This is a genomic window from Streptomyces sp. NBC_01276 (genome assembly GCF_041435355.1).
In the GTDB taxonomy this organism is placed as follows: Bacteria; Actinomycetota; Actinomycetes; order Streptomycetales; family Streptomycetaceae; genus Streptomyces.
This window is the reverse complement of sequence record NZ_CP108442.1, coordinates 1,748,574-1,772,678: the sequence shown is the minus strand read 5'-3', so window position 1 is coordinate 1,772,678 and position 24,105 is coordinate 1,748,574. Positions and strand designations below refer to the sequence as shown.

Annotated in this window: 20 protein-coding genes; 8 read left to right on the top strand and 12 right to left on the bottom strand. The window is 73.4% G+C overall.

The genetic code is table 11. The features are described from left to right. Positions 1-10: 10 nt before the first annotated feature. Positions 11-1,285 carry a DUF6716 putative glycosyltransferase gene (locus tag OG295_RS07405; protein WP_371676152.1) on the bottom strand — a complete coding sequence of 425 codons (1,275 nt, stop codon included), beginning with the start codon at positions 1,283-1,285 and terminating at the stop codon, positions 11-13. Positions 1,286-1,594: 309 nt separating this feature from the next. On the opposite strand from OG295_RS07405, the gene OG295_RS07400 reads away from it, so the two are divergent. Then, entirely contained in the window at positions 1,595-2,572 is a 978-nt protein-coding gene (locus OG295_RS07400) for a glycosyltransferase family 2 protein (RefSeq protein ID WP_371676151.1), read from the top strand. Beyond that, positions 2,569-4,308, top strand: a complete 1,740-nt coding sequence (locus tag OG295_RS07395; protein ID WP_371676150.1) for a polysialyltransferase family glycosyltransferase — start codon at positions 2,569-2,571, stop codon at positions 4,306-4,308. Before OG295_RS07400 ends, OG295_RS07395 begins: the two co-directional genes overlap by 4 nt. A 119-nt stretch (positions 4,309-4,427) precedes the next feature. Here the strand turns inward: OG295_RS07395 and OG295_RS07390 are convergent, their stop codons facing one another. After that, the gene (locus OG295_RS07390; protein ID WP_371676149.1) at positions 4,428-6,566 is read right to left on the bottom strand and encodes a 3-hydroxyacyl-CoA dehydrogenase NAD-binding domain-containing protein; all 2,139 of its coding nucleotides are present in this window, start codon (positions 6,564-6,566) and stop codon (positions 4,428-4,430) included. Beyond that, positions 6,563-7,789, bottom strand: coding sequence for an acetyl-CoA C-acyltransferase (locus OG295_RS07385; RefSeq protein WP_366864286.1), 1,227 nt, complete (start codon positions 7,787-7,789; stop codon positions 6,563-6,565). The genes OG295_RS07390 and OG295_RS07385 overlap by 4 nt, the downstream gene beginning before the upstream one ends. A gap of 245 nt (positions 7,790-8,034) precedes the next feature. On the opposite strand from OG295_RS07385, the gene OG295_RS07380 reads away from it, so the two are divergent. Continuing rightward, positions 8,035-8,337 (top strand): hypothetical protein, encoded by a 303-nt coding sequence (locus tag OG295_RS07380; protein ID WP_371676148.1) that lies wholly within the window; start codon positions 8,035-8,037, stop codon positions 8,335-8,337. Beyond that, positions 8,304-8,498 (top strand): hypothetical protein, encoded by a 195-nt coding sequence (locus tag OG295_RS07375; protein ID WP_371676147.1) that lies wholly within the window; start codon positions 8,304-8,306, stop codon positions 8,496-8,498. Before OG295_RS07380 ends, OG295_RS07375 begins: the two co-directional genes overlap by 34 nt. A gap of 31 nt (positions 8,499-8,529) precedes the next feature. Here OG295_RS07375 and OG295_RS07370 read toward each other — a convergent pair whose 3' ends face one another. The 3 genes from OG295_RS07370 to OG295_RS07360 form a co-directional block, all read right to left on the bottom strand. Beyond that, complete coding sequence (locus tag OG295_RS07370; protein ID WP_371676146.1) at positions 8,530-9,810, bottom strand: HRDC domain-containing protein; 1,281 nt, start codon at positions 9,808-9,810, stop codon at positions 8,530-8,532. Between the two features lie 124 nt (positions 9,811-9,934). Beyond that, the gene (locus tag OG295_RS07365) at positions 9,935-10,597 is read right to left on the bottom strand and encodes a response regulator transcription factor (RefSeq protein ID WP_030234764.1); all 663 of its coding nucleotides are present in this window, start codon (positions 10,595-10,597) and stop codon (positions 9,935-9,937) included. 360 nt (positions 10,598-10,957) lie between these two features. Continuing rightward, positions 10,958-11,614 carry a DUF3000 domain-containing protein gene (locus OG295_RS07360; protein ID WP_285542421.1) on the bottom strand — a complete coding sequence of 219 codons (657 nt, stop codon included), beginning with the start codon at positions 11,612-11,614 and terminating at the stop codon, positions 10,958-10,960. A 91-nt stretch (positions 11,615-11,705) separates the two neighbouring features. On the opposite strand from OG295_RS07360, the gene hemE reads away from it, so the two are divergent. Beyond that, on the top strand, positions 11,706-12,770 hold the full coding sequence (hemE, locus tag OG295_RS07355; RefSeq protein WP_371676145.1) for a uroporphyrinogen decarboxylase: 1,065 nt from the start codon (positions 11,706-11,708) through the stop codon (positions 12,768-12,770). A 39-nt stretch (positions 12,771-12,809) separates the two neighbouring features. Then, complete coding sequence (locus tag OG295_RS07350) at positions 12,810-14,027, top strand: NADAR family protein (RefSeq protein ID WP_285542423.1); 1,218 nt, start codon at positions 12,810-12,812, stop codon at positions 14,025-14,027. Here OG295_RS07350 and OG295_RS07345 read toward each other — a convergent pair. Both OG295_RS07345 and OG295_RS07340 read right to left on the bottom strand, forming a co-directional pair. Beyond that, on the bottom strand, positions 13,940-15,322 hold the full coding sequence (locus OG295_RS07345) for an FAD-dependent oxidoreductase (protein WP_371676144.1): 1,383 nt from the start codon (positions 15,320-15,322) through the stop codon (positions 13,940-13,942). The genes OG295_RS07350 and OG295_RS07345 overlap by 88 nt on opposite strands. Positions 15,323-15,396: 74 nt before the next feature. Beyond that, on the bottom strand, positions 15,397-16,416 hold the full coding sequence (locus OG295_RS07340; protein WP_371676143.1) for a DUF4349 domain-containing protein: 1,020 nt from the start codon (positions 16,414-16,416) through the stop codon (positions 15,397-15,399). 139 nt (positions 16,417-16,555) lie between these two features. On the opposite strand from OG295_RS07340, the gene hemG reads away from it, so the two are divergent. Both hemG and hemQ read left to right on the top strand, forming a co-directional pair. Further along, entirely contained in the window at positions 16,556-18,028 is a 1,473-nt protein-coding gene (hemG, locus tag OG295_RS07335; protein ID WP_371676142.1) for a protoporphyrinogen oxidase, read from the top strand. A 23-nt stretch (positions 18,029-18,051) separates the two neighbouring features. Next, the gene (gene hemQ, locus OG295_RS07330) at positions 18,052-18,765 is read left to right on the top strand and encodes a hydrogen peroxide-dependent heme synthase (protein ID WP_030234751.1); all 714 of its coding nucleotides are present in this window, start codon (positions 18,052-18,054) and stop codon (positions 18,763-18,765) included. 110 nt (positions 18,766-18,875) lie between these two features. On the opposite strand, the gene OG295_RS07325 is transcribed toward hemQ, so the two are convergent. From OG295_RS07325 to OG295_RS07310, 4 genes are all read right to left on the bottom strand, one after another. Continuing rightward, positions 18,876-20,507, bottom strand: coding sequence for an alpha/beta hydrolase (locus tag OG295_RS07325; protein WP_371676141.1), 1,632 nt, complete (start codon positions 20,505-20,507; stop codon positions 18,876-18,878). 109 nt (positions 20,508-20,616) lie between these two features. Then, the gene (locus tag OG295_RS07320) at positions 20,617-21,717 is read right to left on the bottom strand and encodes a TIGR04222 domain-containing membrane protein (protein WP_371676140.1); all 1,101 of its coding nucleotides are present in this window, start codon (positions 21,715-21,717) and stop codon (positions 20,617-20,619) included. Further along, positions 21,714-23,138 carry a DUF692 domain-containing protein gene (locus OG295_RS07315; RefSeq protein ID WP_371676139.1) on the bottom strand — a complete coding sequence of 475 codons (1,425 nt, stop codon included), beginning with the start codon at positions 23,136-23,138 and terminating at the stop codon, positions 21,714-21,716. Before OG295_RS07315 ends, OG295_RS07320 begins: the two co-directional genes overlap by 4 nt. 148 nt (positions 23,139-23,286) lie before the next feature. Then, entirely contained in the window at positions 23,287-24,036 is a 750-nt protein-coding gene (locus tag OG295_RS07310) for an aminoacyl-tRNA hydrolase (protein WP_371676138.1), read from the bottom strand. Positions 24,037-24,105: the final 69 nt, after the last annotated feature.

Sequence of the window (24,105 nt, the reverse complement as noted above, 5' to 3'; positions counted from 1 at the left end):
TGCGGGGCGGTCACACGCCGCCCCACTGCTGGATCTTCGGTGCCACGCGCTGGACGCCGAACTGGTAGGCGACCTTCAGGACGCGGCGCGAGGTGCGCCGCATCGGCCCGCTGGAGCGCGCCGTGGCGCCCGCTCCGGGGGAGCCGTCGAGGTTCAGACCCCGGCGGCGCAGCAGGGCGCCGACGTACTCGGGGGCGCTTTCGGCCGTGTAGTAGGGGGATATCGGGGGCAGCGGACGGCTGCGCAATTCCCCGATCCGCGTCCGCAGTTCCCCGAACGGGTCCACGGCGCGGATTCCCTGGTCGGCGGTCCAGGACTCGTGCGCGAGCGGGGCGGCGCCCTCGTCTATCGCGGACCAGTCGGTGACGCAGCCGGAACCGACGAAATAGTGGTTCCCATGGATTTCCCGCACTCCCAGATCGCTCAGGATCGCGGTGGGCATTCCGCGGTGCATCGATTCCAGGGCGGCCGTGGAACTGACCGTCACCAACAGGTCGGTACGGTCGAGGGTTTCCGACATGTTGCCGTAGACGAAATGCAGGTTGCGGGGCAGTGGTTCTTCCATCTGGTCCGCGAGGACCTGGTAGTGGTGCGCTTCGACGTGGGTGGTGGCCTCGCCGGGCTTGCTGCGGAGTTTCACGAGCACGTCGCGTCCGGGGCGCAACCGCGCGTGGGATATCGCCCGGCGCAGCATGTAGAGGCGGCCATTGCGGTCGGCGGGTACCGAGGGCTGAACGGCGAAGCACACCGTATAAGGGTGCCGGGCGTGCGTCCGGTTCGGGTCGTAGGGTCTTTGGTCGAGGAAGGGGAGGGCGGTCTGGACGATGCAGGATCCCGGAATTCCGAGGGGTTCGTACACCTCGCCGAACCGGCGCCGGTCGAAAGGGCTGTTGGCGAGGACGATATCCGCGCCGGCGCGCAGCAGCAGGCCGTCGGCCATTTTCTCGTAGACGACGCCGACGTATCCGGTCATGAGGACCGGCCGGCGGGGCGCGCCGCGGAACCGGGCGGCCAGTGCGTGCAGGGCGGCGTGGGTGGAGCCGCCGACCGTGCCCAGGATGACGAGGTCCGCCGCGTCCAGCTCGGGGGCCGCCGCGAACTCGGGGAGCGTGGACTCGGTGATGGAGGCGGGGGTGATGCCGACCTCGGCCAGTTGCCGCGCCGTCGGAGTGCTCCTGCCGCGCAGCATGTGTGCGTGCACCTCACTGCCGGGAGCCAGGCCCACCGCCAGCCCCGCACCCCATTTCCAGCGGGTGTCGGAGTCTGCGAGCACGTGGATGCGCACTGGTGATTCCCGGGTCGGTGGGTGGTGTCCAACTGCCGTCGACACGACCGCGGCTGGGCGCTTGCCGGCGGGTTTGCCGCGCGGCCCGTTAGACCTTACATGCTGATCCGATCCTTACGTGTCACGAAAAGGCCTCGACGGGCAGGGGAGTTGTACGTCACACCGGGGTGATTGTACGGGGGCTTCGAGTGGTTCTGTCATGATGGCGGCGCGTTACTTGATCGTAGGCTGGAGGGGGCGTGCGGCCGGCCGGTCCCGGTCGCCTCCCGGGGGTGTGTGAAAGAAATGAGAATGAGGTGAGTACTTTCGATGGTGACCCTTTCGGTAATCGTTGCCATGTGTGACGTGCGGGACTACTGTCGGACGGCACTCAAGTCCTTGGCGCTGAATGCCAGGGAGGATTTCGAGTTCATCGTCGTGGACGACGGGTCCGTTGACGGGACATCGGAGATCCTCCGGGAGATGGTGCCGAGGATCCCCGGCGCCGTATTGATCCGCAATCAGTACAACCTGGGAATCTCGGCCACCCGGAACATCGGCCTCTCGGCGGCGCGCGGGCGTTTCTTCACCTTCCTCGACGGGGACGACTGGTACGCCCCCGGATATCTCGCGCAACTCGTCGGCTGGATGGGTGAGTCGGGGGTCGACTTCCTGCGCACCGGCCATGTCCGGGTCTACGGCAGGAAGCGCAAGATCGTCATGGCGCCGCTCGCCCCGAGGGCCCTTCCGCTGAATCCCACGGATTACATCGGACCCGTGGACGCCTCGACCTTCATGGACTACCCGCAGTCCTGGGCCGGCATCTACGACCGCGAGCGCCTCCTGGAGGCCGACGCGCTGTTCTTCGACGAGACCCTGCGCACCGCCGAGGACCGCCCGTGGTTCTACAAGCTGCACCTGCGGACCCGATCCTTCGGAGTCGTCGACCTCCACGGCATCTTCTACCGTCGTGATGTGTCCACTTCACTCACCAAGGTGCCGGACGAACGGCAGCTCGACTTCCTTCCCGCCTTCCGGCTGATTTTCGACGAGCTCGACCGCCATCCACGCGGATATGAACTGTCGTTCAAGGCGATGCGAACTCTCTGCGCGCTCATCGTGATTCACATGGACCGCGCCGAGTCGTACGAGGAACTCATCCGGGGCCTGCTGCTGGAACGCAGCGCGCAGATCCTCCGGGACCTCCCCCAGGACGTCCTGGAGGGGACGCTGTCAGGAATGGACTCCGCACGCGTGAACAAGCTCAGGGCACTGATCTCCCGGCACCAGGGCGCCGCCGCCCGATGACCCGGATATTCGCCGCCTCCACCCTCTACGGCGCCATGACGGTGGCCGCCGCCATCGAAGCGGGCCAGCTCGGCCAGGACGACCGCGAGCGCATCCTGCTCGTGTGCAACAACGTCGACATCCCCGAGGTCGCCACCCCGCTGCACCGGATGCCCGGCGCCGCCGCCGTACTCGCGCGCTTCCACCGGGTCGTCTACTGGAACGACCTCATCTACCCCTTCCACCCCGCGCTGTGGTCCCCGCGGGACGAGGACGCCCCGCTGTGGCGCACGGTCATGGCGGAGAAGATCGGCATCCGGCCGGGCCCCCTGGAACTCGTCGTCGAGTCCATCCAGGTCAAACCCGCCCAGACCCTCTGCAAGATCTTCTCGGACGCCACCCTCGCCGTCTACGCCGACGGGGTCATGAGCTACGGCCCGACCCGCAACGACCTGCCCCGCTCCCTCCACGGCCGGATCGCACAGGTCCTCTACCTGGACCTCGTGCCCACCCTGCTGCCCATGCTCCTCACCGAGTACGGGATCCCCTCGCGGCCCGTGCACACCGGCGCCGTCCTCAAGCTGATCGCCGAGGTCACCCGCGAGTGCGCGCCGATCCTCGACCGCGTGATCCCGCCCGCGCTGGCGCGGCTCGGCCCGGAGACCGCCCTCCTCCTCGGCCAGTACCTCTCCCCGCTCGGCATCCTCACCGAGGAGGAAGAGGAGGAGCTGCACCTGCGCATGTTCCAGAACGCCCTGGCCCTCGGCCACGGCGCCATCGTCTTCAAACCGCACCCCAGCGCCCCCTCCAGCCTCGCCGACACCCTCGGCGAGGCGGCCCGCGAGGCGGGCGTGCCCTTCCTCGTCCTGGACGTCCCGGTACTGGCCGAGACGGTCTTCGAGTACCTGCGCCCCCGTCAGGTCATCGGCTGCTTCTCCACCGGCCTGTTCACCGCACGCGCCCTGTACGGGATCCCCGTCGCCCAGATCGGCGCCCTGGAGGTGATCCGGCGGATGCGCCCCTACGCCAACAGCAACCGCATCCCCGCCACCCTCACCCACGCCCTGCTCCCCGACCTGGAGGCGCCCACCGGCGCCGCGGCCGACCGGGTGCTGGACGTCGAGCACATCCGCGCCGAGGTCACCCCGTACGTCCAGGCCGTCGGCTACTGCATGCAGCCCAAGCGGTACGCCTTCCTGCGCCCGGTCGCCGAGGCGTACGTCGCCGCCGCCGTCGACCAGTGGGAGGGCCGCCCCGAGCTCTCCATGCACTTCAACGAGCGCACCCGGACCCGGCTGGAACTGCCCGGCCCGCGCACCTGGAAGTGGCGCCGGGGCAAGGGCTGGACCCTGCGCGCCACCGGCGAGCGCACCGAACCGGACGACGTGCCCTTCACCGACATCACCCTCGGCGGGTTCGCCTCCCTCGTGGAGGCCAAGGACGACCGGGGCGTCCTGGAGGTGGGCGCCCGGCTGCTCGCCGAACACGAGAACCTCGACCTGCTCATCGGCATGGCCCAGGCCCACATCCGCCGCAAGGAGACCGACCAGGCCAAGCGCCGGATCGAGCGGGCCGTCGAGATCTCCGCGGACAGCGGGCGCGCGCTGGTCTGGCTGAGGATCGCGGAGACCGCCGCGAAGCTGGGCAAGCCCGGCGACGACCTGCGCCGCCGGGCGGGACAGCGGGCGCTGAGCATCAACCCCGCGTCGCCCGCGGCCCAGCGACTGGTCAAGAACGGCCGCCTCGGCCGCCGCTGACGGCCCCGGGGCCGCTCCCGGGACACGGGGAACGGCCCCGGACACGGGGAACGGCCCCGGACACGCGAACGGCCCGTCCGCACCGGGTGCGGACGGGCCGTTGCGCGTAGCGCCGTGGGTTACGCCGGGACGCTGGCGACACCCGGGGCGAGGAACTTCTTGCCGTTCACCCGCTCCGAGACGCCCTCACGGTCCAGGTACGGCGTGATGCCGCCCAGGTGGAAGGGCCAGCCGGCACCCGTGATGAGGCAGAGGTCGATGTCCTGGGCCTCGGCCACGACACCCTCCTCCAGCATCAGGCCGATCTCCTGCGCCACCGCGTCCAGGACGCGGTCGCGGACCTGCTCCTCGGTCAGGACGGAGTCGCCCTGGACCAGGAGCGCGGCGACCTCGGGGTCGAGCTCCGGCTTGAAGCCGTTCTCCGCGTTGTAGACGTAGAAGCCGCGCTTGCCGGCCTTGACCACGGCCGCCAGGTTCGGGGAGACGGTGAAGCGCTCCGGGAAGGCGCGGTTCAGGGTCTCGGAGACGTGCAGACCGATCGCCGGACCCACGAGCTCCAGCAGCACCAGCGGGGACATCGGCAGGCCGAGCGGCTCGATGGCCTTCTCCGCCGTGACGACCGGGGTGCCCTCGTCGATGACGTTCTGGATCTCGCCCATGAAGCGGGTCAGGATGCGGTTCACGACGAACGCCGGGGCGTCCTTGGTGAGCACCGCGGTCTTCTTCAGCTTCTTGGCGACACCGAAGGCCGTGGCCAGCGAGGCGTCGTCGGTCTGCTCACCGCGGACGATCTCCAGCAGGGGGAGGATCGCGACCGGGTTGAAGAAGTGGAAGCCGACCACGCGCTCCGGGTGCTGGAGCTTGGAGGCCATCTCCGACACCGACAGCGAGGAGGTGTTGGTGGCGAGGATCGCGTGCGCCGGGGCGACCGCCTCGACCTCCGCGAACACCTTCTGCTTGACGGACATCTCCTCGAACACGGCCTCGATGATGAAGTCCGCGTCCGCGAAGCCCTCGGCCTTGTCGAGCACACCGGTCACCAGGGCGGTCAGGCGGTTGGCCTTGTCCTGGTTGATGCGGCCCTTGCCGAGCAGCTTCTGGATCTCGGCGTGGACGTAGCCCACGCCCTTGTCCACGCGCTCCTGGTCGATGTCGGTGAGGACCACCGGCACCTCCAGGCGGCGCAGGAAGAGCAGCGCCAGCTGCGAGGCCATCAGGCCCGCGCCGACGACGCCGACCTTGGTGACCGGGCGGGCCAGGGACTTGTCCGGGGCACCGGCCGGGCGCTTGGCGCGCTTCTGGACCAGGTTGAAGGCGTAGATGCCCGAGCGCAGCTCGCCGCCCATGATGAGGTCGGCCAGGGCCGTGTCCTCGGCGTCGAAGCCGGCCTGGAGGTCGCCGGACTTGGCCGCGGCGATGATGTCCAGCGCGCGGTAGGCGGCCGGAGCGGCTCCGTGCACCTTGGAGTCCGCGATGGCGCGGCCCTTGGCGACGGCCGCGTCCCAGCCCTCGCCGCGGTCGATCTCGGCGCGGACGACCTCGGTCTCGCCCCCCAGGACCTTCGCGGTCCAGATCAGGGACTGCTCCAGGAAGTCCGCGCCCTCGAAGAGGGCGTCGGCGATGCCGAGCTCGAAGACCTGCTTGCCCTTGAGCTGGCGGTTCTGGTTGAGCGAGTTCTCGATGATGACCGAGACCGCGCGCTCCGCGCCGATCAGGTTCGGGAGGAGGGCGCAGCCGCCCCAGCCCGGGACCAGACCGAGGAAGACCTCGGGCAGCGAGAAGGCCGGGATGGCCTTGGAGACGGTGCGGTAGGTGCAGTGCAGACCGACCTCGACACCGCCGCCCATCGCCGCGCCGTTGTAGTACGCGAAGGTGGGGACGGCCAGCGCCGCGAGGCGCTTGAAGACGTCGTGGCCGCCCTTGCCGATGGCGAGCGCCTCGTCGTGCTTCTTCAGCAGCTCGACGCCCTTGAGGTCGGCGCCGACCGCGAAGATGAACGGCTTGCCGGTGATGCCCGCGCCGACGATGGAGCCCGCGAGGGCCTCCTGCTCGACCTGGTCGATCGCCGCGTTCAGGTTGGCGAGGGACTGCGGGCCGAAGGTGGTCGGCTTGGTGTGGTCGAAGCCGTTGTCCAGCGTGACGAGCGCGAAGCGCCCGGCGCCGAACGGCAGGTCCAGGTGGCGCACGTGCGCCTGGGTGACGACCTCGTCCGGGAACAGCTCGGCCGCGCCCTTCAGGAGCTCAGCGGTGGTGCTCACTTGGAGTCTCCCTCGGCGTTGAAGTTCGGGTTCTCCCAGATGACCGTGGCGCCCATGCCGAAGCCGACGCACATGGTGGTCAGGCCGTAGCGGACGTGCGGCTGCTCCTCGAACTGGCGGGCCAGCTGCGTCATCAGGCGGACGCCGGAGGAGGCCAGCGGGTGACCGAAGGCGATGGCACCGCCGTACTGGTTCACGCGGGCGTCGTCGTCGGCGATGCCGTAGTGCTCCAGGAAGGCGAGGACCTGGACGGCGAACGCCTCGTTGACCTCGAACAGGCCTATGTCGTCGATCGTCAGACCGGCCTGCGCCAGGGCCTTCTCGGTGGCCGGGATCGGGCCGTAGCCCATGACCTCCGGCTCGACACCCGCGAAGGAGTACGAGACCAGGCGCATCTTGACCGGGAGGTTGTTCTCCCGGGCGAAGTCCTCGGACGCGATGATCGCGGCGGTGGCACCGTCGTTGAGACCGGCGGCGTTGCCCGCGGTGACCCGGCCGTGCGTACGGAACGGGGTCTTCAGGCCGGCCAGGTTCTCCAGCGTGGTGCCCGGGCGCATCGGCTCGTCGGTGGTGACCAGGCCCCAGCCCGTCTCACCGGCCGCCTCGTTGGTGTTGCGCACCGAGATCGGGACCAGGTCCTGCTGGATCTTGCCGTCGGCGTACGCCTTGGCGGCCTTCTCCTGCGAGCGCACGGCGTACTCGTCGGCGCGGAGCTTGGTGATCGTCGGGTACCGGTCGTGCAGGTTCTCGGCGGTCATGCCCATGAACAGGGCGGACTCGTCGACCAGCTTCTCCGAGACGAAGCGCGGGTTCGGGTCGACGCCCTCACCCATGGGGTGGCGGCCCATGTGCTCGACACCGCCGGCGAGGGCGACGTCGTAGGCACCGAAGGCCACACCGCCCGCGACGGCGGTCACGGCGGTCAGCGCGCCGGCGCACATGCGGTCGATGGAGTAGCCCGGGACCGACTGCGGGAGACCCGCGAGGATGCCGGCCGTGCGGCCCAGCGTCAGGCCCTGGTCGCCGATCTGCGTGGTCGCGGCGATGGCGACCTCGTCGATCTTCGCGGGGTCCAGGTCCGGGTTGCGGCGCAGCAGCTCCCGGATCGCCTTCACGACGAGGTCGTCGGCGCGGGTCTCGTGGTAGATGCCCTTCGGGCCCGCCTTGCCGAACGGGGTGCGGACGCCGTCGACGAAGACGACGTCCCTGACGGTACGAGGCACGTTGGCTCTCCTCCAGGTGCGGGTGTGCACTGCTGCGCGGGGGCGGCCCGGCCGATGTGGCTGAGCGCCCGCTCACCCGGCCCATGCTACTTGCGGGTAACCCGTGTGCACACCCCCTCCCCGAACAGCGGCGAAGGTCACACCGGCCCGCGCGCCCCGAGCCCCCTCGCGCCCCCGTCGCGCGCCCGGCCGATCGGAGCGTCCCGGGCTACCCGAAGGGGTCGGACATCGGGCCCGACGGCCCGGTGTCCCACGCCGCCCAGCAGTTCGGGCCGTACGCCATCCAGCACCCCGGCAAGGTCCGCAGCCTCTTCCTGCTGGCGCCGGTCTTCCCGCCGAACGGCAGGGCGAGCGCGGCCGGGACCGACTTCGGCGCGCCGGTGCCGCTGCCGGTGTCCCTTCCGGCGGCGGCCTTCGGCTTCCCGATGACCGTCGGTACGAAGGGCGGCCTCGACGAGTCGTGGGGCAACGACCTGAAATGCCCCGACCAGCGCGAGCCGGGATGGTCGACGAGGTGTGGAAGGCCATCAAGAAGCCGAAGGAGCTGATGGGCCGGATCGCCTGCGCGGGGCACCAGGCGCCCTGGGAGCGGGTGGCGAACGACGTGCACACCATGTCCGAGCACTGGCTCAAGCAGGGCAAGGTCGAAGGCGCGGAAACCGGGAGCTACTACCGGGACGCGGACGGGGCCCTCACTCCCCTGGAGTGAGGGCCCCGTCCGCGTCCGTCGGTCCGGCCGGTCAGGCCGTCGCCGCGAGGGCCGTGACCAGCGCGGGCGTCACCTGTTCGATCTGCCAGGGACGGGCGCCGTAGGCGGCCAGGGCCTCGGCGACCGTGCCGGGCTCCAGCCGCTGCGGGGGCTCCCAGCACAGCCGGCGCACGGTGTCCGGGGTGATCAGGTTCTCCTGGGGCAGGTTCAGCCCCTCGGCCAGTGCCGAGACGGCACTGCGGGCGGCGGACAGGCGCGCGGCGGCGGCCGGGTCCTTGTCCGCCCAGGAGCGCGGCGGCGGCGGGCCCGCCGGGGTCGCCCCCGGCTGCGGCAGCTCGCTCTCGGGCAGGGCCCTGGCCCGGTCCACGGCCGCCATCCACTGGTCCAGCTGGCGCCGGCCCATGCGCTGTCCGTAGCCGGGCAGGGCCGACAGGGCGTGGACGTTCGCGGGGAGGGCCAGGGCAGCCTCCACGATCGCCGCGTCGCCGAGCACCTTGCCGGGGGACACGTCCCGGCGCTGCGCGATCCGGTCGCGGGACTCCCACAGCTCCCGGACCACGGCCATCTGCCGGCGCCGGCGCACCTTGTGCATGCCGGAGGTGCGCCGCCAGGGGTCCTTGCGCGGCGGGGCGGGCGGCGCGGAGGCGATCGCGTCGAACTCCTGGCGGGCCCACTCCAGCTTGCCCTGCCGGTCGAGCTCCTTCTCCAGCGCGTCCCGCAGGTCCACCAGCAGTTCCACGTCGAGCGCCGCGTAGCGCAGCCAGGGCTCGGGCAGCGGGCGGGTGGACCAGTCGACGGCGGAGTGGCCCTTCTCCAGTACGTAGCCCAGCACGCTCTCCACCATCGCCCCGAGGCCGACCCGGGGGAACCCGGCCAGCCGGCCGGCCAGCTCGGTGTCGAAGAGGGAGGTGGGGGCCATGCCTATTTCGCGCAGGCAGGGCAGGTCCTGGGTGGCGGCGTGCAGGATCCACTCGGTGCCGGACAGCGCCTCTCCCAGGGAGGAGAGGTCCGGGCACCCGACCGGGTCGATCAGCGCGGATCCGGCACCCTCGCGGCGCAGTTGCACCAGGTAGGCGCGCTGTCCGTAGCGGTATCCGGAGGCGCGTTCGGCGTCGACGGCCACCGGTCCGGTGCCTGCGGCGAAGGCCGCGACGACCCGGGCCAGCCCGTCCGCGTCGGCCACGACCGGGGGGATCCCCTCGCGGGGTTCTAGCAACGGAACAGGCAGCCCATCGGACGAAACCTCTTCGTCCGGGGGGCCGCCCCCGGTGGTGGTGCGCAGGCCTGCTGCGGTCTCTTGGGCGTCGGTCACCGGTCAAGGGTATCCGTGGATGTGACGCGCCCGTCGCCGGAACGTTCCGTGGACGGGCGCGAGGAGGAGGGGCCGGGCGGCTCCAGGGGTTCCCGGAGCGGTGTCCGGGGGCCTCGGGGCAGGATCAGTGGATGATTCCGGTCCGCAGGGCGACGGCGACCATGCCGGCCCGGTCGCCGGTGCCCAGCTTGCGGGCGATCCGGGCGAGGTGGGACTTGACGGTCAGGGCGGACAGGCCCATCGAGACGCCGATGGCCTTGTTGGACTGGCCCTCCGCGACGAGGCGCAGGACCTCGACCTCGCGGCCGGAGAGCTCTCGGTAGCCGCCCGGGTGGCTCGGGGCACCCGGGGGGCGGCGGTGCATACGGGCGGCGGCGGCACCGATGGGGGCGGCGCCGGGCCGGGTGGGGAGCCCGATGTTGGTCCGCGTACCGGTGACGACGTAGCCCTTCACACCGCCCGCGAGGGCGTTGCGCACGGCGCCGATGTCGTCGGCGGCGGACAGGGCCAGGCCGTTCGGCCAGCCGGCGGCGCGGGTCTCGGAGAGCAGGGTGAGACCGGAACCGTCGGGCAGGTGGACGTCGGCCACGCAGATGTCGCGCGGGCTGCCGACGCGGGGGCGGGCCTCCGCGATGGACGACGCCTCGATCACGTCACGGACTCCGAGGGCCCACAGATGGCGGGTCACGGTGGAACGGACGCGCGGGTCGGCGACGACGACCATGGCCGTCGGCTTGGTCGGGCGGTAGGCGACCAGGCTTGCGGGCTGCTCAAGAAGAACGGACACCTAGGCCTCCTGGGGGAGTGGCGGGACGGCCGGCTGGGGGAAGGCAGCCGGTGCGAACCGTGCGGATGGTCACTGACTCCTTCGGCACGTCACCCGCCCGGCTTTAGGGAATGATCACGATTTGGTGAGTAACAATTCGGGCAATTCGGACGCACGATCGATCAAGGGATGATCAGAAGGCCGCAATCCGCGCACCGTTTCGACAGTCCCTTGCGCACGCGATCGGTCGTTCCCGGCACCGGAACGCCGCCGGAAGCCTCCGCCACCCGCCCGAGCGCAGTCGGAGCGCCGCCGCAACGCCGCCCGAACGCGGCCGGAGCGCGGCCGGACGGCCCCGGCCGACCGCGCGGGAACCGCTTCCTACGGGTGGTGCGGACCGCGCCGCTGTGGCAGGGACACCACGCCCGTGGCGGTGTCCGTCGGCCCGACCGGGGGCAGTCCCGCGATCTGGCACAGCAGCTCGCACCAGGCCGCCAGGTGCGCCGGGGTGTCCGGCACCCCGCCCACCCCCTCGCGGGGGGTCCACGAGGCCCTGATCTCGATCTGGGTCGCCGGACGCCGCTCCCGGAGCCCGCCGAAGTAGTGCGAGCTCGCCATCGTCACGGTGCCGCTCGCCTCGCCGTACGCCAGCCCGCGGGCCTCCAGCGCCCCCGTCAGCCAGGACCAGCACACCTCCGGGAGGAGGGGATCCGCGGCCATCTCCGGCTCCAGCTCCGCCCGTACGAGCGTCACCAGGCGGAAGGTGCCCTGCCAGGCGTCGTGCCCGGCGGGATCGTGGAGCAGGATCAGCCGGCCGTCGGCCAGGTCGTCCTCGCCCTCCACGACCGCCGCCTCCAGCGCGTACGCGTAGGGGGCCAGTCTCTGCGGGGGCTTCGTGGGGTCGATCTCGATCCCGGACCGCAGCCGTGCCTTCTTCAAGCCGTCGACCGCCCGGCGGAAAGGGAGCGGGACCGAGCTCTCCTTCGCGCTGTCCGTACCGTCAGCGCCATCTGAAAATCGTCCCTGAGCCGCAGCCATGCCGGGAAGACTAGGCGGAACGAGCGCCCCGGCGGCGCAGGGACACCCGTGCCGGGCCGGGCACTTCTTCATACGTGCGAAGATTTGCCGCGTGAGCGCCACTACCCGCCCCACGGGCCAGCCGAGTCAGACGTACGATTCCGCCTTCCTGAAGGCGTGCCGGCGGGAGCCGGTCCCCCACACCCCCGTGTGGTTCATGCGGCAGGCGGGCCGCTCACTCCCCGAGTACCGGAAGGTGCGCGAGGGCACGGCCATGCTGGAGTCCTGCATGCGCCCCGACCTGGTCACCGAGATCACCCTGCAGCCCGTGCGGCGCCACGGCGTCGACGCGGCGATCTTCTTCTCCGACATCGTGGTGCCGCTGAAGGCCATCGGTGTCGACCTGGACATCAAGCCGGGCATCGGCCCGGTCGTCGCCAACCCGATCCGCCGCCGCGAGGACCTCGCACAGCTGCGCGACCTCACCCCGGAGGACGTCCCGTACGTCACCGAGGCGATCGGCATGCTCACGGGTGAACTCGGCGGCACGCCGTTGATCGGGTTCGCGGGCGCGCCTTTCACCCTCGCGAGCTACCTCGTCGAGGGCGGTCCGTCCAAGAACCACGAGCACACCAAGGCCCTCATGTACGGGGACCCGGAGCTCTGGGCCGACCTCCTGGACCGCCTCGCCGAGATCACCTCGGCCTTCCTCAAGGTCCAGATCGAGGCCGGCGCCTCCGCGATCCAGCTCTTCGACTCCTGGGTCGGCGCCCTCGCCCCGGCGGACTACCGGCGCTCGGTGATGCCCGCCTCGGCGAAGGTCCTCGAATCCGTCGCCTCGTACGGAGTCCCGCGCATCCACTTCGGTGTGGGCACGGGCGAGCTCCTCGGCCTCATGGGCGAGGCCGGCGCGGACGTCATGGGCGTCGACTACCGGGTCTCGCTGGACGAGGCCGTCCGCCGCGTCGGCCCCGGCAAGGCGCTCCAGGGCAACCTGGACCCCGCCGTCCTCTTCTCCACCACCGAGGCCGTCGAGGCCAAGACCGACGAGGTCCTGGCCGCCGCGGCGGGCCTGGAGGGCCACGTCTTCAACCTGGGCCACGGCGTCCTCCCGACGACGGACCCCGACGCGCTGACCCGCCTGGTGGACTACGTCCACACCAAGACCCGGCGCTGATCCGCTTCCGTACACCGAGACGTCGGTACTGTGCCGTGCATGACATGGCACGGGCCGACGTTTCGCATATCCGACGGGGAGACCATCAACGGGGTCTGGCGCCTCGTCTGGCGTCGCCACGAGTTCGACGGCGAGCACTACCCCGATCACCTCTTCGTCTATGCGGACGGCCGGATCACCGTCGGCGGGCATGAGCCCACCGACCTCGCCGGACTGCGCGAGCGGCTGGCCGCCGGGAAGGTCGCGCCGGAGCGGCCGGACGCGCGGGAGTGGCCCGTGGGCGAGCCCACCAAATGGGAGTCGCGCAACCCCGAGCCGCTCACCCAGGAGGGCTTCCTCCTGGAGGTCGCCGACGAGATCGACCGGCTGGCGGGCCGCCCGGGGGCCGGCGACCGGCTCTGGGACGCCGTCCGCGACCACCGGCGGGAGCCGACCGAGGCCCACCGGGCCCGGCTCCGGGACGCCTACCTCGCCGTCCCCGCCCACCTCAGGGTGTACGTCCTCGGCGACATGGACCACCAGGACCGCCCGCTGCGGATGCTGCTCACCGATCTCGGGCAGCCCGTGGACGGCGACGGTCCGGTGGCGACGGAAGAGGGCCACCGGTGGGCCCTCGCCTACTTCGACGACGCGGTGGACGGCGAGGCCCGCCACGAGCGGTGGCTGACCCTGCGGTACGCCGACGAACCGGCCGGGGCCCCCGGGCCCCCGGTCGTCCTGCACGAGACGTTCCACCCCGGCGGCCCGCCCGCCGAGCCGGGCCCCTTCGTCCTGCGCAACGACCACGAGGCCCCCTTCGTCCACGCCGGGGTGAGCTACCCCAGCGTGACCCACGCCTACTGGGCCCTCTCGGCCGCCGATCCCGCCGACCACGACCGGATCCGCGCCGCCGCCACCGCCCACGAGGCGCACGAGGCGGGCGGCCCCGCGGCCCGGCGCGCCGACTGGCCCGCCGTACGGCTCGCCGTCATGGCCGCCCTGCTGCGCGCCAAGTTCGGCCAGCACCCCCGCCTCGCCGAGGTCCTGCTCGCCACCGGCGACGCGGGCATCCTCTACACCGGCCTCTCCGACGCCCCCTTCTGGCGCGACGAGGGCCCCCGAGGCGGCCGCAACTGGATGGGCCGCCTCCTGGAACTGGTCCGCTCCGAGCTGCGCGCCGCCGCCCCGCCTCAGACCCCCGCCGCCCGGACCGCCGAGACCGCCTTGCGGGCGGCCACCAGCACCGGGTCCCAGACCGGGGAGAACGGCGGGGCGTAGCCCAGGTCCAGGGAGACGACCTGGTCCACCGTCATCCCCGCCGTGAGGGCGACCGCCGCCACGTCCACGCGCTTCGCGGCCCCCGCGCCCCCGACGATCTGGACGCCGAGGAGGCGGCCCGTGCGGCGCTCCGCCAGCATCTTGACCGTCATCGGCTCCGCCCCCGGGTAGTAGCCGGCGGTGTTCGTCGAGCTGATGGTGGCCGTCACGAAGCGCAGACCCGCCTCCAGGGCGTCCCGTTCGCGCAGCCCCGTACGGGCGATCTCCAGGTCGCAGACCTTGCTGACGGCCGTGCCGACCACCCCGGGGAAGGTCGCGTAGCCGCCGCCCACGTTCGAGCCGATCACCTGGCCGTGCTTGTTGGCGTGCGTGCCCAGGGCGATGTGCCGGGTGCGGCCCGCGACCAGGTCCAGCACCTCCACGCAGTCGCCGCCCGCCCAGACCTCCTCGTGGCCGCGCACCCGCATCGACAGGTCGGTGAGCAGGCCGCCCGAGGTGCCCACGGGGAGGCCCGCCGCGCGGGCGAGGGCGGTGCGGGGCTCCACGCCGAGGCCGAGTACCACCACGTCCGCCGGGTACTCGTCGCCGGCCGCCGTGGCCACCGCGACGGCCCGGCCCTCCTCGTCCGTGAGGATCTTCGTCACCTCGGCGCGGGAGACCGTGACGATCCCCATGCGGTTCATAGCGCCGTGCACGAGCCCGCCCATGTCCGGGTCCAGCGTGGCCATCGGCTGCTCGCCCCGGTGCAGGACGGTGACCCCGTAGCCCCGGCGCACCAGGGCCTCCGCCATCTCCACGCCGATGTAGCCCGCGCCGACCACCACCGCCCGGCGGCCCGGAGAGCGTTCCAGGGTCTCCATCAGCCGCCGGCCGTCGTCCAGGGTCTGCACCCCGTGCACCCCGTGGGCGCCGATGCCCGGCAGGCGGGGGCGCGCCGGGCGGGCGCCGGTCGCCAGGACCAGCTTGTCGTAGGCCGTCCAGGACTCCGCGCCGCTCTCCAGGTCCCGGGCGCGCACCCGCCGGCCGGCCAGGTCCAGCTCCACGACCTCCGTCCGGGTGCGCAGGTCGATGTCCCGGGCCCGGTGCTCCTCGGGCGTACGGGCGATCAGGTCGTCCCGGGCGGACACCTGCCCGCCGATCCAGTACGGGATCCCGCACGCCGAGTACGAGGTGAAGTGCCCGCGCTCGAAGGCGGTGATCTCCAGCTCCGCCGGGCCCTTCAGCCTCCGGGCCTGCGACGCGGCGGACATCCCCGCCGCGTCACCGCCGACCACCACCAGTCGTTCCTTCGCCATCGTCCGCCCCGTCCCGTTCCGTTTCGTCCCGCGTTCGTCGTCAACCGGGGTCCACGCTACGGGCGCGGGCGCGCTCAGCCCTCAGGATCGGCCACAGCCCCGTCGGAGGCGGGTGCGCCGGTCCCGGCGGGCACCGGCCGGCGGGGCACCTGCGCCGGGACGCGGCCCGGCTTGGCCGGGGCGGGGCGCAGCCGGCGGTACAGGCGGAACCCGAACAGGGCGGCGGCGGCCGTCACCGCGAACGGCAGGATCACGGCGACGGCCAGCGCCAGGTACCGCACCACCGTGACGAACACCGACCAGCCGCCGCCCAGGGCGTCCCCGAAGGAGGGGTCCCCCTCCTCCCGCGTCTTGCGCTCCACCGCGGCCGGCTCCGAGACCGACACCGTGATCGTCCCGAGGGAGGTCTGGTCCTTCAGGGCGGTCTGCTGCGCGATCAGCGACTCCAGGTCCGACTGGCGCCGGCTCAGCTCGCCCTCCAGCATGACCACGTCACCGAGCGCCGAGGCCTTGTCCATCATCTCCCGCACCCGGGCGACGCTGGCCCGCTGCGACGCCACGCGGCTCTCGACGTCGGCGACCTTCTGGGTCACGTCCTGTGCCTCGACCTTGCGGCCCAGCAGCTTTCCGCTGCCCTCCAGGGCGCCGATCACCGCGTCGAAGCGTTCGCCCGGCACCCGCAGGGTCAGCGTCGAGGCGAGCCGGCCGTCCGCGCCGCGCTGGGTGGACTCGTTGCCCACGTACCCGCCCGCGCCGTCGGCCGCCGTACGGGCCGCGGTGAGGACCTTCTGCGGTTCGGCCGTCTCGATCGAGAGGGTCCCCGTACGGATCACGTTCGGACGGACCGCCGCCGGGGCCTGCCCGGCGCCCTTGGCATCGGTCGCCGCCGGGCCCGCCGCCGGGGCCTGCCCGGCCGCCGCCCCGCCGCCCGGCGCGCCCTCGCCCCGGGCCGCCGGGGCCACGGCCGCCTTGTCCGAGGAGCTGCCGGAGCCGGCGGCTCCGCATCCGGTGAGCGTGAGGACGCCGGCCAGCGACAGCGCGGCCAGCGCCGCCGCCGTACGGCGTCCGGTGTCGAACGTGTGGGTCGAGCGCATCGTCAGTACCCCCCGGGGATCGGCTGATGTCGCCGCTTCGACGTTCAGGGTGGCGACCCGGGTTCCGTACGCGCGGTTCCGGAGCGGTCCCGATGCGGTCACGTTCCGGCCTCGCCGGGCGGTCTGAGACCATGTGTCCATGCACGAAGCGGACATGCGTACGGACCGGCAGGCCCCCACCCGCCACGTCGTCGTCATCGGCGGCGGCATCGCCGGTCTCGCGGCCGCCCACCGGCTGCTCGCCGACGGCGTCCGCGTCACGCTCCTGGAGGCCGGTCCGCGCCTCGGCGGCAAGCTGTACGCGGGCGAGCTCGCCGGGGTCCCCGTCGACCTCGGCGCCGAGTCCGTCCTCGCCCGCCGCCCCGAAGCCGTGGACCTGGCCCGGGCCGTGGGGCTCGGCGACGCGCTCCAGCCGCCCGCCACCGCGACCGCCCACCTGTGGACCCGGGGCGCGCTGCGCCCGATGCCGCGCGGCCACGTCATGGGCGTGCCCGGCCACACGGCCCCGCTGGCCGCCTCCGGAGTCCTGTCCGCCGAGGGCCTCGCCCGCATCGCCGCCGACACCGGCCTCCCGCCCACGGAGGTCGGCGACGACGTGGCCGTCGGCGAGTACGTCGCCGCCCGGATGGGCCGCGAGGTCGTGGACCGGCTGGTCGAACCGCTGCTCGGCGGGGTCTACGCGGGCGACGCCTACCGCATCTCGATGCGCGCCGCCGTCCCCGCCCTCTACGAGGCCGTGCGCACCCACCCCACGCTGACCGGGAGCGTCCGCGCGGTCCAGGCGGCGGCCGCGGAGCGGACCACCGTCATCGGTGCAGCGGCCACCGGCGCCTTCTTCGCCGGGATCTCCGGCGGCATCGGCCGGCTGCCGGTAGCCGTCGCCGACGCCTGCCGGGCCGCCGGGGCGCGGATCCTGACGGGCGCCCCGGTGAGCGGGATCGGCCGGACGCCCGGGGGCTGGCGGATCACGACCGCCGACGAGGTCCTCGACGCCGACGGGGTGGTCCTCGCCGTCCCGGCCGGGCCCGCCGCCCGGCTGCTCGGCGCGCTCGCCCCGACCGCGGCCGCCGCGCTGCACGAGGTCGAGTACGCCTCCATGGCCCTGGTCACGATGGCCTTCCGGCGTTCCGACCTTCCGGCCCCGATCGCCGGGGGCGGCGCCAGCGGGTTCCTCGTACCGCCCGTCGACGGCCGGACGATCAAGGCCTCCACCTTCTCCAGCAACAAGTGGGCCTGGGCCGGGGCCGATCCGGACCTGTTCCTCCTGCGGACCTCCGTGGGCCGGCACGGCGACGAGGGCGACCTCGGGCGCGAGGACGGTGAGCTGGTCGGCCTCTCCCTCACCGACCTCGGCGAGGCTGTCGGCCTCACGGCCCGGCCGGTGGCCTCCACCGTCACCCGCTGGGACGGCGGACTGCCGCAGTACCCCGTGGGCCACCTCGCCCGGGTCGCCCGGATCCGGGCCGCCGTGGCCGAGCTGCCGGGCCTCGCCGTCTGCGGAGCCGTCTACGACGGGGTCGGGATCCCGGCCTGCGTCGCGAGCGCCGGGAAGGCCGCCGACGCGGTGACGGCCGGGATGGCCGCGATGGCCACCCCTGGCACGGACCACTGATCAGCACACGGGACAATGGACACATGACTGCACCAGAGAAGATCCCCAACGCGGGGAAGAAGGCGAAGGACCTCAACGAGGTCATCCGTTACACCCTGTGGTCCGTCTTCAAGCTGAAGGACGTCCTCCCGGAGGACCGCACCGGCTTCGCCGACGAGGTCCAGGAGCTCTTCGACCAGCTGGCCGCCAAGGACATCACCGTCCGCGGCACCTACGACGTCTCCGGCCTGCGCGCCGACGCCGACATCATGGTCTGGTGGCACGCGGAGACCGCGGACGAGCTGCAGACCGCGTACAACCTCTTCCGCCGCACCAAGCTGGGCCGCGCCCTGGAGCCGGTGTGGTCGAACATGGCCCTGCACCGCCCGGCCGAGTTCAACAAGTCCCACATCCCGGCCTTCCTGGCCGACGAGGTCGCCCGCGACTACGTCAGCGTCTACCCCTTCGTGCGCTCGTACGACTGGTACCTGCTGCCCGACGAGGACCGCCGCCGCATGCTCGCCGACCACGGCAAGATGGCCCGCGGTTACCCGGACGTGCGCGCCAACACCGTCGCCTCGTTCTCGCTGGGCGACTACGAGTGGCTGCTGGCCTTCGAGGCGGACGAGCTCTACCGCATCGTCGACCTCATGCGCCACCTGCGCGCCTCCGAGGCCCGGATGCACGTCCGCGAAGAGGTGCCCTTCTACACCGGGCGCCGCAAGTCCGTCGCCGATCTGGTGGCCGGACTCGCCTAGACCTCCCCTGGGGGGAAGGACCGGGGGACCGCTCGTGACACAAGAGCGGCTTCCGGGGATCGGGAGGCCCTGCCCCCGAATCGACGCAGCCGGAGACCCCGCCCGGAAGTTCAGACGACTGGCGGCAGCAGCGCCCTGGGAGCGCTTGCTGCCCGGTCGTCCAGCGACACCGGTGCGGGCTCCGGATGCGGCGCACACGTGACGCGCCACCCCGGAGTGGCGCCCGTGAGCAGGTACCGCTCCACCCGCCGGTCCACGCAGCCGTTGCGTCCGCCGGCCACCCCGTGGGTGCCCGCTCCCTCCTCCGTGACCAGCGAGGCCCCGCCGCCGAGCCGCCGTTGCAACTCCAGCGCACCCGGGTACGGGGTCGCCCCGTCCCGTTCCGCCGCCACGATCAGCGTGGGGGGCAGCCGCCCCGGACCCGCCCCGACGTCGGCGGGCCGTTGCCGCCCGGCCGTCGGCCAGGAGGCGCACGGCAGGTTCAGGAAGGCGTTGGCCCAGGTCTCGAAGGGCGCGCGGCGGGCCAGTTCGGTGTTGTCGCGGTCCCAGGTCTCCCAGTCGGCGGGCCACGGGGCGTCGTTGCACAGCACCGCGGTGTACACGGCGGTCGCGTTCTCCGCCTCCGCCGCCGTCCGCGGATCGCGCGCGGCCTGACGCGTCAGCGGCCCCGCGTCCCCGCGCAGGAAGGCCGCCAGGGCCGCGGCCCGCTCCGGCCAGACGTCGTCGAAGTACGCCGTCTGGAGGTACGCGGCGTGCAGTTCGCCGGTCCCCACGACCCCGCCCGCCGGAGTCCGGGCCACCGTCGCGCGGACCCGCCCGTAGGCCGCCCGTACCGCCCCGGGCGTGGCACCGAGCCCGTACACGGCGTGGTGCCGGGCGGTCCAGGCGAGGAAGTCGGCCCAGCGGCGCTCGAAGGCGGGCGCCTGGGCGAGGTTGTCGAGGTACCAGATGCGGCGCGGATCGGGGTCGACGGCCGAATCGAACACCATGCGGCGCACGTGGTCCGGGTACCGGGTCGCGTACACGGCCCCCAGGTAGGTCCCGTACGAGGCCCCCACGAAGGTCAGCCGGCGCTCGCCGAGCGCGGCCCGCAGCACGTACAGGTCACGGACGTTGTTCAGGGTCGTGTAGTGCGCGAGCGCGGCGCCGGCGTGCCGGGCGCAGCCCCGCGCGTAGGCCCGTGCTGCGGCGAGCCGCTCCCGCTTGTAGGCCGGTGACGGCACGGCCGGGACCTGGGTGGGGCCCTGCGGCCGTTCGTCCGGGTCCTGGCAGGAGAGCGGGGCCGGACCGCCCACTCCGCGCGGGGCGTAGCCGACGAGGTCGTAGGCGGCCGCGATCCGGCTCCACGCGGGCCGGCCCCCGAGCAGCGGGAAGTAGGTCCCCGACGCCCCGGGGCCGCCCGGGTTGTACACGAGAGAGCCCTGCCGGACGGCGTTCCCGCGGCCGGTGGCCGGGATCCGGCTGACGGTGAGGGAGATCTGCGGGCCCCCCGGGCGGGCGTAGTCCAGCGGGACCCGCAGCGCCGCGCAGCGCACGGCCCCGGGCAGTTCCTCGGCGGCGGGGCAGGGACCGAAGCCGAGCCGGGCGGCGCCGGCCCGGCGGGCGGCCAGTTCGGCCCCGGCGTCCTCGGCGGAGGTGGGGGCGTCCCGGGGGGCGGCGGCCGCGGCGGGCGCCGGGAGGCACAGGGCGAGGGAGAGGAGCGCGGCGGCGGCTCCGTAACGGTGTGCACGCCTCGTCCGCATCGCGACCCCTTCGTCTCATCGTCCGATCCGATGAGATGTCAAGGCCGTACCGCTGTACAGGCCCGCGCCCGGGTGTCGCCGCCGCTACCCCCGGTTGCCGTACGCGGGATCAGGAACTGCTGCCGCAACTGGAGCTGCTGCTGGAACAGCTGGAGCTGCTGCCGCCGCAGCTCGAACTGCTCCCGCCACAGCTGGAGCCGCTGCCGGAACAGCTCGAACCGCTGCTGCCGCAACTCGAACCGCTGCCCCCGCAGCCGGATCCGGAGGACCCTCCGCAACCGCTGCCCGAAGAACCGCAGCCGCCCGGACCGGTGGAGGAGCCGCCGTCGCTCGCGGCGCACCAGAGCACCGGGAGGAGGTCGGCGGACGAGGTGGACGAGGTGGACGAGGTGGACGACGAAGCGCGCGGGCCGTACGACGACCCCGTGCGCGTACGGGCCCGCGACTGGGCCGCGGCCAGCCGCGTGCTCCGGGCGGCGGGCAGCAGTTGTCGCCGCAGGTCCGGATCCCGCAGGCCGCGCAGCCCGAACAGGGCCGTCTGTACGTGATCGGCCGGGTCGCCCGCGTACCGCGCCCGCATCCCGGCCAGCGCCGCCCGGCCCGCCGGGGTGATCCGCCGTCCGGCCCGCTTCGCGCACACGCCGCCTACGGCGATCCCGGCCAGCAGCGCGGGAAGCACCTTGACGATGAACGGCACCTGGGGGTCCGGATCCATGGCCCAGGCCACGAAGGTCAGCGGCAGCGACACCGGCACCAGCATCCCGCACACCAGGGCCTGGACCAGCCCCCACCGCCGCAGCCCGCGCCCCGTGCCGGGCGGGGCGATCAGCCCGCGGGCCGCCAGCCCGTCCCCCGTCTCCTGGACGGCGGGGTCGAGCATCGCGGCGTAGCGCACCTGGTACAGCCACCCCGAGGGTGCCTGTCGCAGCGCCAGCAGCACGGCGCGCTCGGCGGGGTCCGTGGCCGGCGCCCCGGGCCGCGCCTGGACGATGCCGGGGCCGCCGCCCGCCAGCCGGCCGTCGCCCAGCAGCGAGACGAGCGCGGCGTCGACGACGGCGCCGGGACCGCCCGCCAGGAAAGCCGCCTCCGACAGGTCGTGCAGGGTGGGCGAGGTCCCGGGCACCCGTGGCCTCGCCCGGAACAGGGCGCGCAGCAGCAGCGAGCTGGAGCCGAGGACGGCGGCCCAGACGGCGATGGCGACGACGTTCACGAGGCTCTCCCCGTCAGGGCACGGGCCCAGCGCGTGATCCGGCCCGGCGGCCGCGCCCCGGACCGCTGCCGCCACCAGGCGGTGAGCCGGCGGCGGGCGGCCGGGTCGGCGGGCAGGTCCTGGACCAGCAGGTGTTCGGCGAAGTCCAGGGCGTCACGGCGGTACCCGGACGTCATGGGGCGGTTGCGGGCGTAGCCGAGGAAGGCCGCGCGGTAGGCGTCGGGCCCGCCCAGTATCCGCGGCAGCTCGGGCGCGACCTTCGCGACGACCGAGGCCCGCTTGGCGGCCAGGGCCCGGGCCTGGACCCGGATCCGCCGCCGGTCGAAGCCCTCGGGCACCGGGGTACCGGCGACCAGCGCCGACAGCAGGGCCGCCTGCCCGATCCCCACGCGGGTCCGGGCGGCGTCGAGGGCCGGCGCGTCCCGCACACCGGGATCCGCGCCGCCGCCGTCGCCGTCCGGCGCACTCCCGGGGCCCTCGGCGTCGGGCGCGCCCCCGGCGTCGGCCGTGCCCCCGGCGCCGTGAGGAACCTCCGCACCCGCAGGGGCCCCCGCACCCGCCGGACCGGCCCCGCCCGGCCCCGGCCCCGGGCCCGTCGTGCCCGTCGTGGCCGTCACCACCTCGCGGATCCGGACCAGTTCGGCGGCCAGTTCCGCCTCCGCCGGGAAGTCGTCGTCCCGCTCCAGCAGGACCCCCGGCGGGTCCACCCGCTCCCGCAGCGCCGCCAGTACGTCGAGCACCACCGGCGGCACCGGGTGCGCGTGGGTGTCGTGCCACACGCCGTCCCGCTCCACGCCCCCGGCCACGTGTACGTACGCGAGGGCCTCCAGCGGGATCCCGTCCAGTACCGCCGACGGGTCCTCGCCCCGGTTGACCCGGTTCGTGTGCAGGTTGGCCACGTCGACGAGCAGCCGTACGCCGGTCCGTTCCACCAGCTCCGTCAGGAACCGCGCCTCCGTCAGCTCCTCCCCGGGCCAGGAGAAGAGCGCGGCGATGTTCTCCAGCGCCAGCGGCACCGGCAGCGCGTCCTGCGCGATCCGGACGTTCTCGCACAGCACGTCCAGCGCGTCCCGGGTGCGCGGGACCGGCAGCAGGTGTCCGGCCTCCAGCACGGGGGAGGAGGTGCGTACGAAGGCGATGTGCTCGGTGACCAGGGGCGCCCCCAGCGCCACCGCCCGCTCCCCGAGCGCGGCCAGCTTCGCCGGGTCGGGACGGTCGGCGCCGCCGAGGCCCAGCGAGACCCCGTGCGGGACGACCCGTACCCCGCGCTCGCGCAGCCGCAGCAGCGACTCGGGCAGGTGACCGGGGCAGACGTTCTCGGCGACGACCTCGACCCAGTCGAGGTGTTCGAGCCGCTCCACGGCCTCCGCGATCTCCGGCCGCCAGCCGATGCCCACCCCCAGGCGCGCCATGGGCTTCATGGTTCCCTCGCCCCCCTTTCGCCGGCCCCCGCCGGTACTCACCGGCCCGCATCCGTGCTCGTCGGTCCGTATGACCGTGTGATGGCCCCGACGGCGCGGGGCCAACCGTGAGGAAGGGACGTTCAGAGCAACATTTGAGGTTCCCGGCTCAGAGCCGGGCCCGCAGCGCCGGGTGGTCCGCGACCACGGTGCAGGAGCCGGGGGCGATCTCGGTGAACCCGGCGTCGCGCACCACCGGCAGCCCGCTCCCGCTGAGCGCCGCCCACCGCTCGCGCGCGGCCGTGCGCACGGCCAGCCGAAAACCGGACTCCCGCCACCCGTCCCGCTCGGCCGGCGTCAGTTCCCACCAGGCCAGCTGCGCCGCGTGCCCGGCCTGGGCCATCGCCTTGCCGGCCGACATGTCGAGGTCCGGGTTCAGCCACAGCACGGGCAGCTCCGCCGCGGCGGGTGCCGCCGCAGCGGGGTCGTCCAGGTCGGTCCCCGAAACCTGCAGCTTGGCCAGCTCCTTGGGCCACCCGTCGAGCGGCACCGGCGGGAAGACCCGGACCTCGGCCCGCTCGCCGTGCACCGTGACGCCCGGGAGGGTCCCCGCCTTGCGCCACTCCGCCCCGCGCGCCCTGCGCACCACCTTGCGGATCCGGGCGTCCTGCCAGTCGCGCACGGCCTCGGCCCACTCGCCCTCGCCGTGCGCCCGTTCGTCCGTCAGCAGCACCAGGACCGCGCGGGCCGCCGTCTCCAGCGCGTCGGTCCGGGCCGGCGGGTCCGCCTTCTCGATCCGCACGACCAGCGGCAGGACGAACTGCGGCGCCTCGTCGCGCGCCGCCCGCTCCTGCCGGAACGGGCTGTCCGCGCCGACGGCGGGTACGTCTGAGGTCTTGGGTGCGTCCTTCGTGCTCATCCGCCCAAGGATGCCAGCCTCCGCCTTGAGGAGGATGTCCCGGGTGCGTGCCCCGGGCGAGGATCGGGA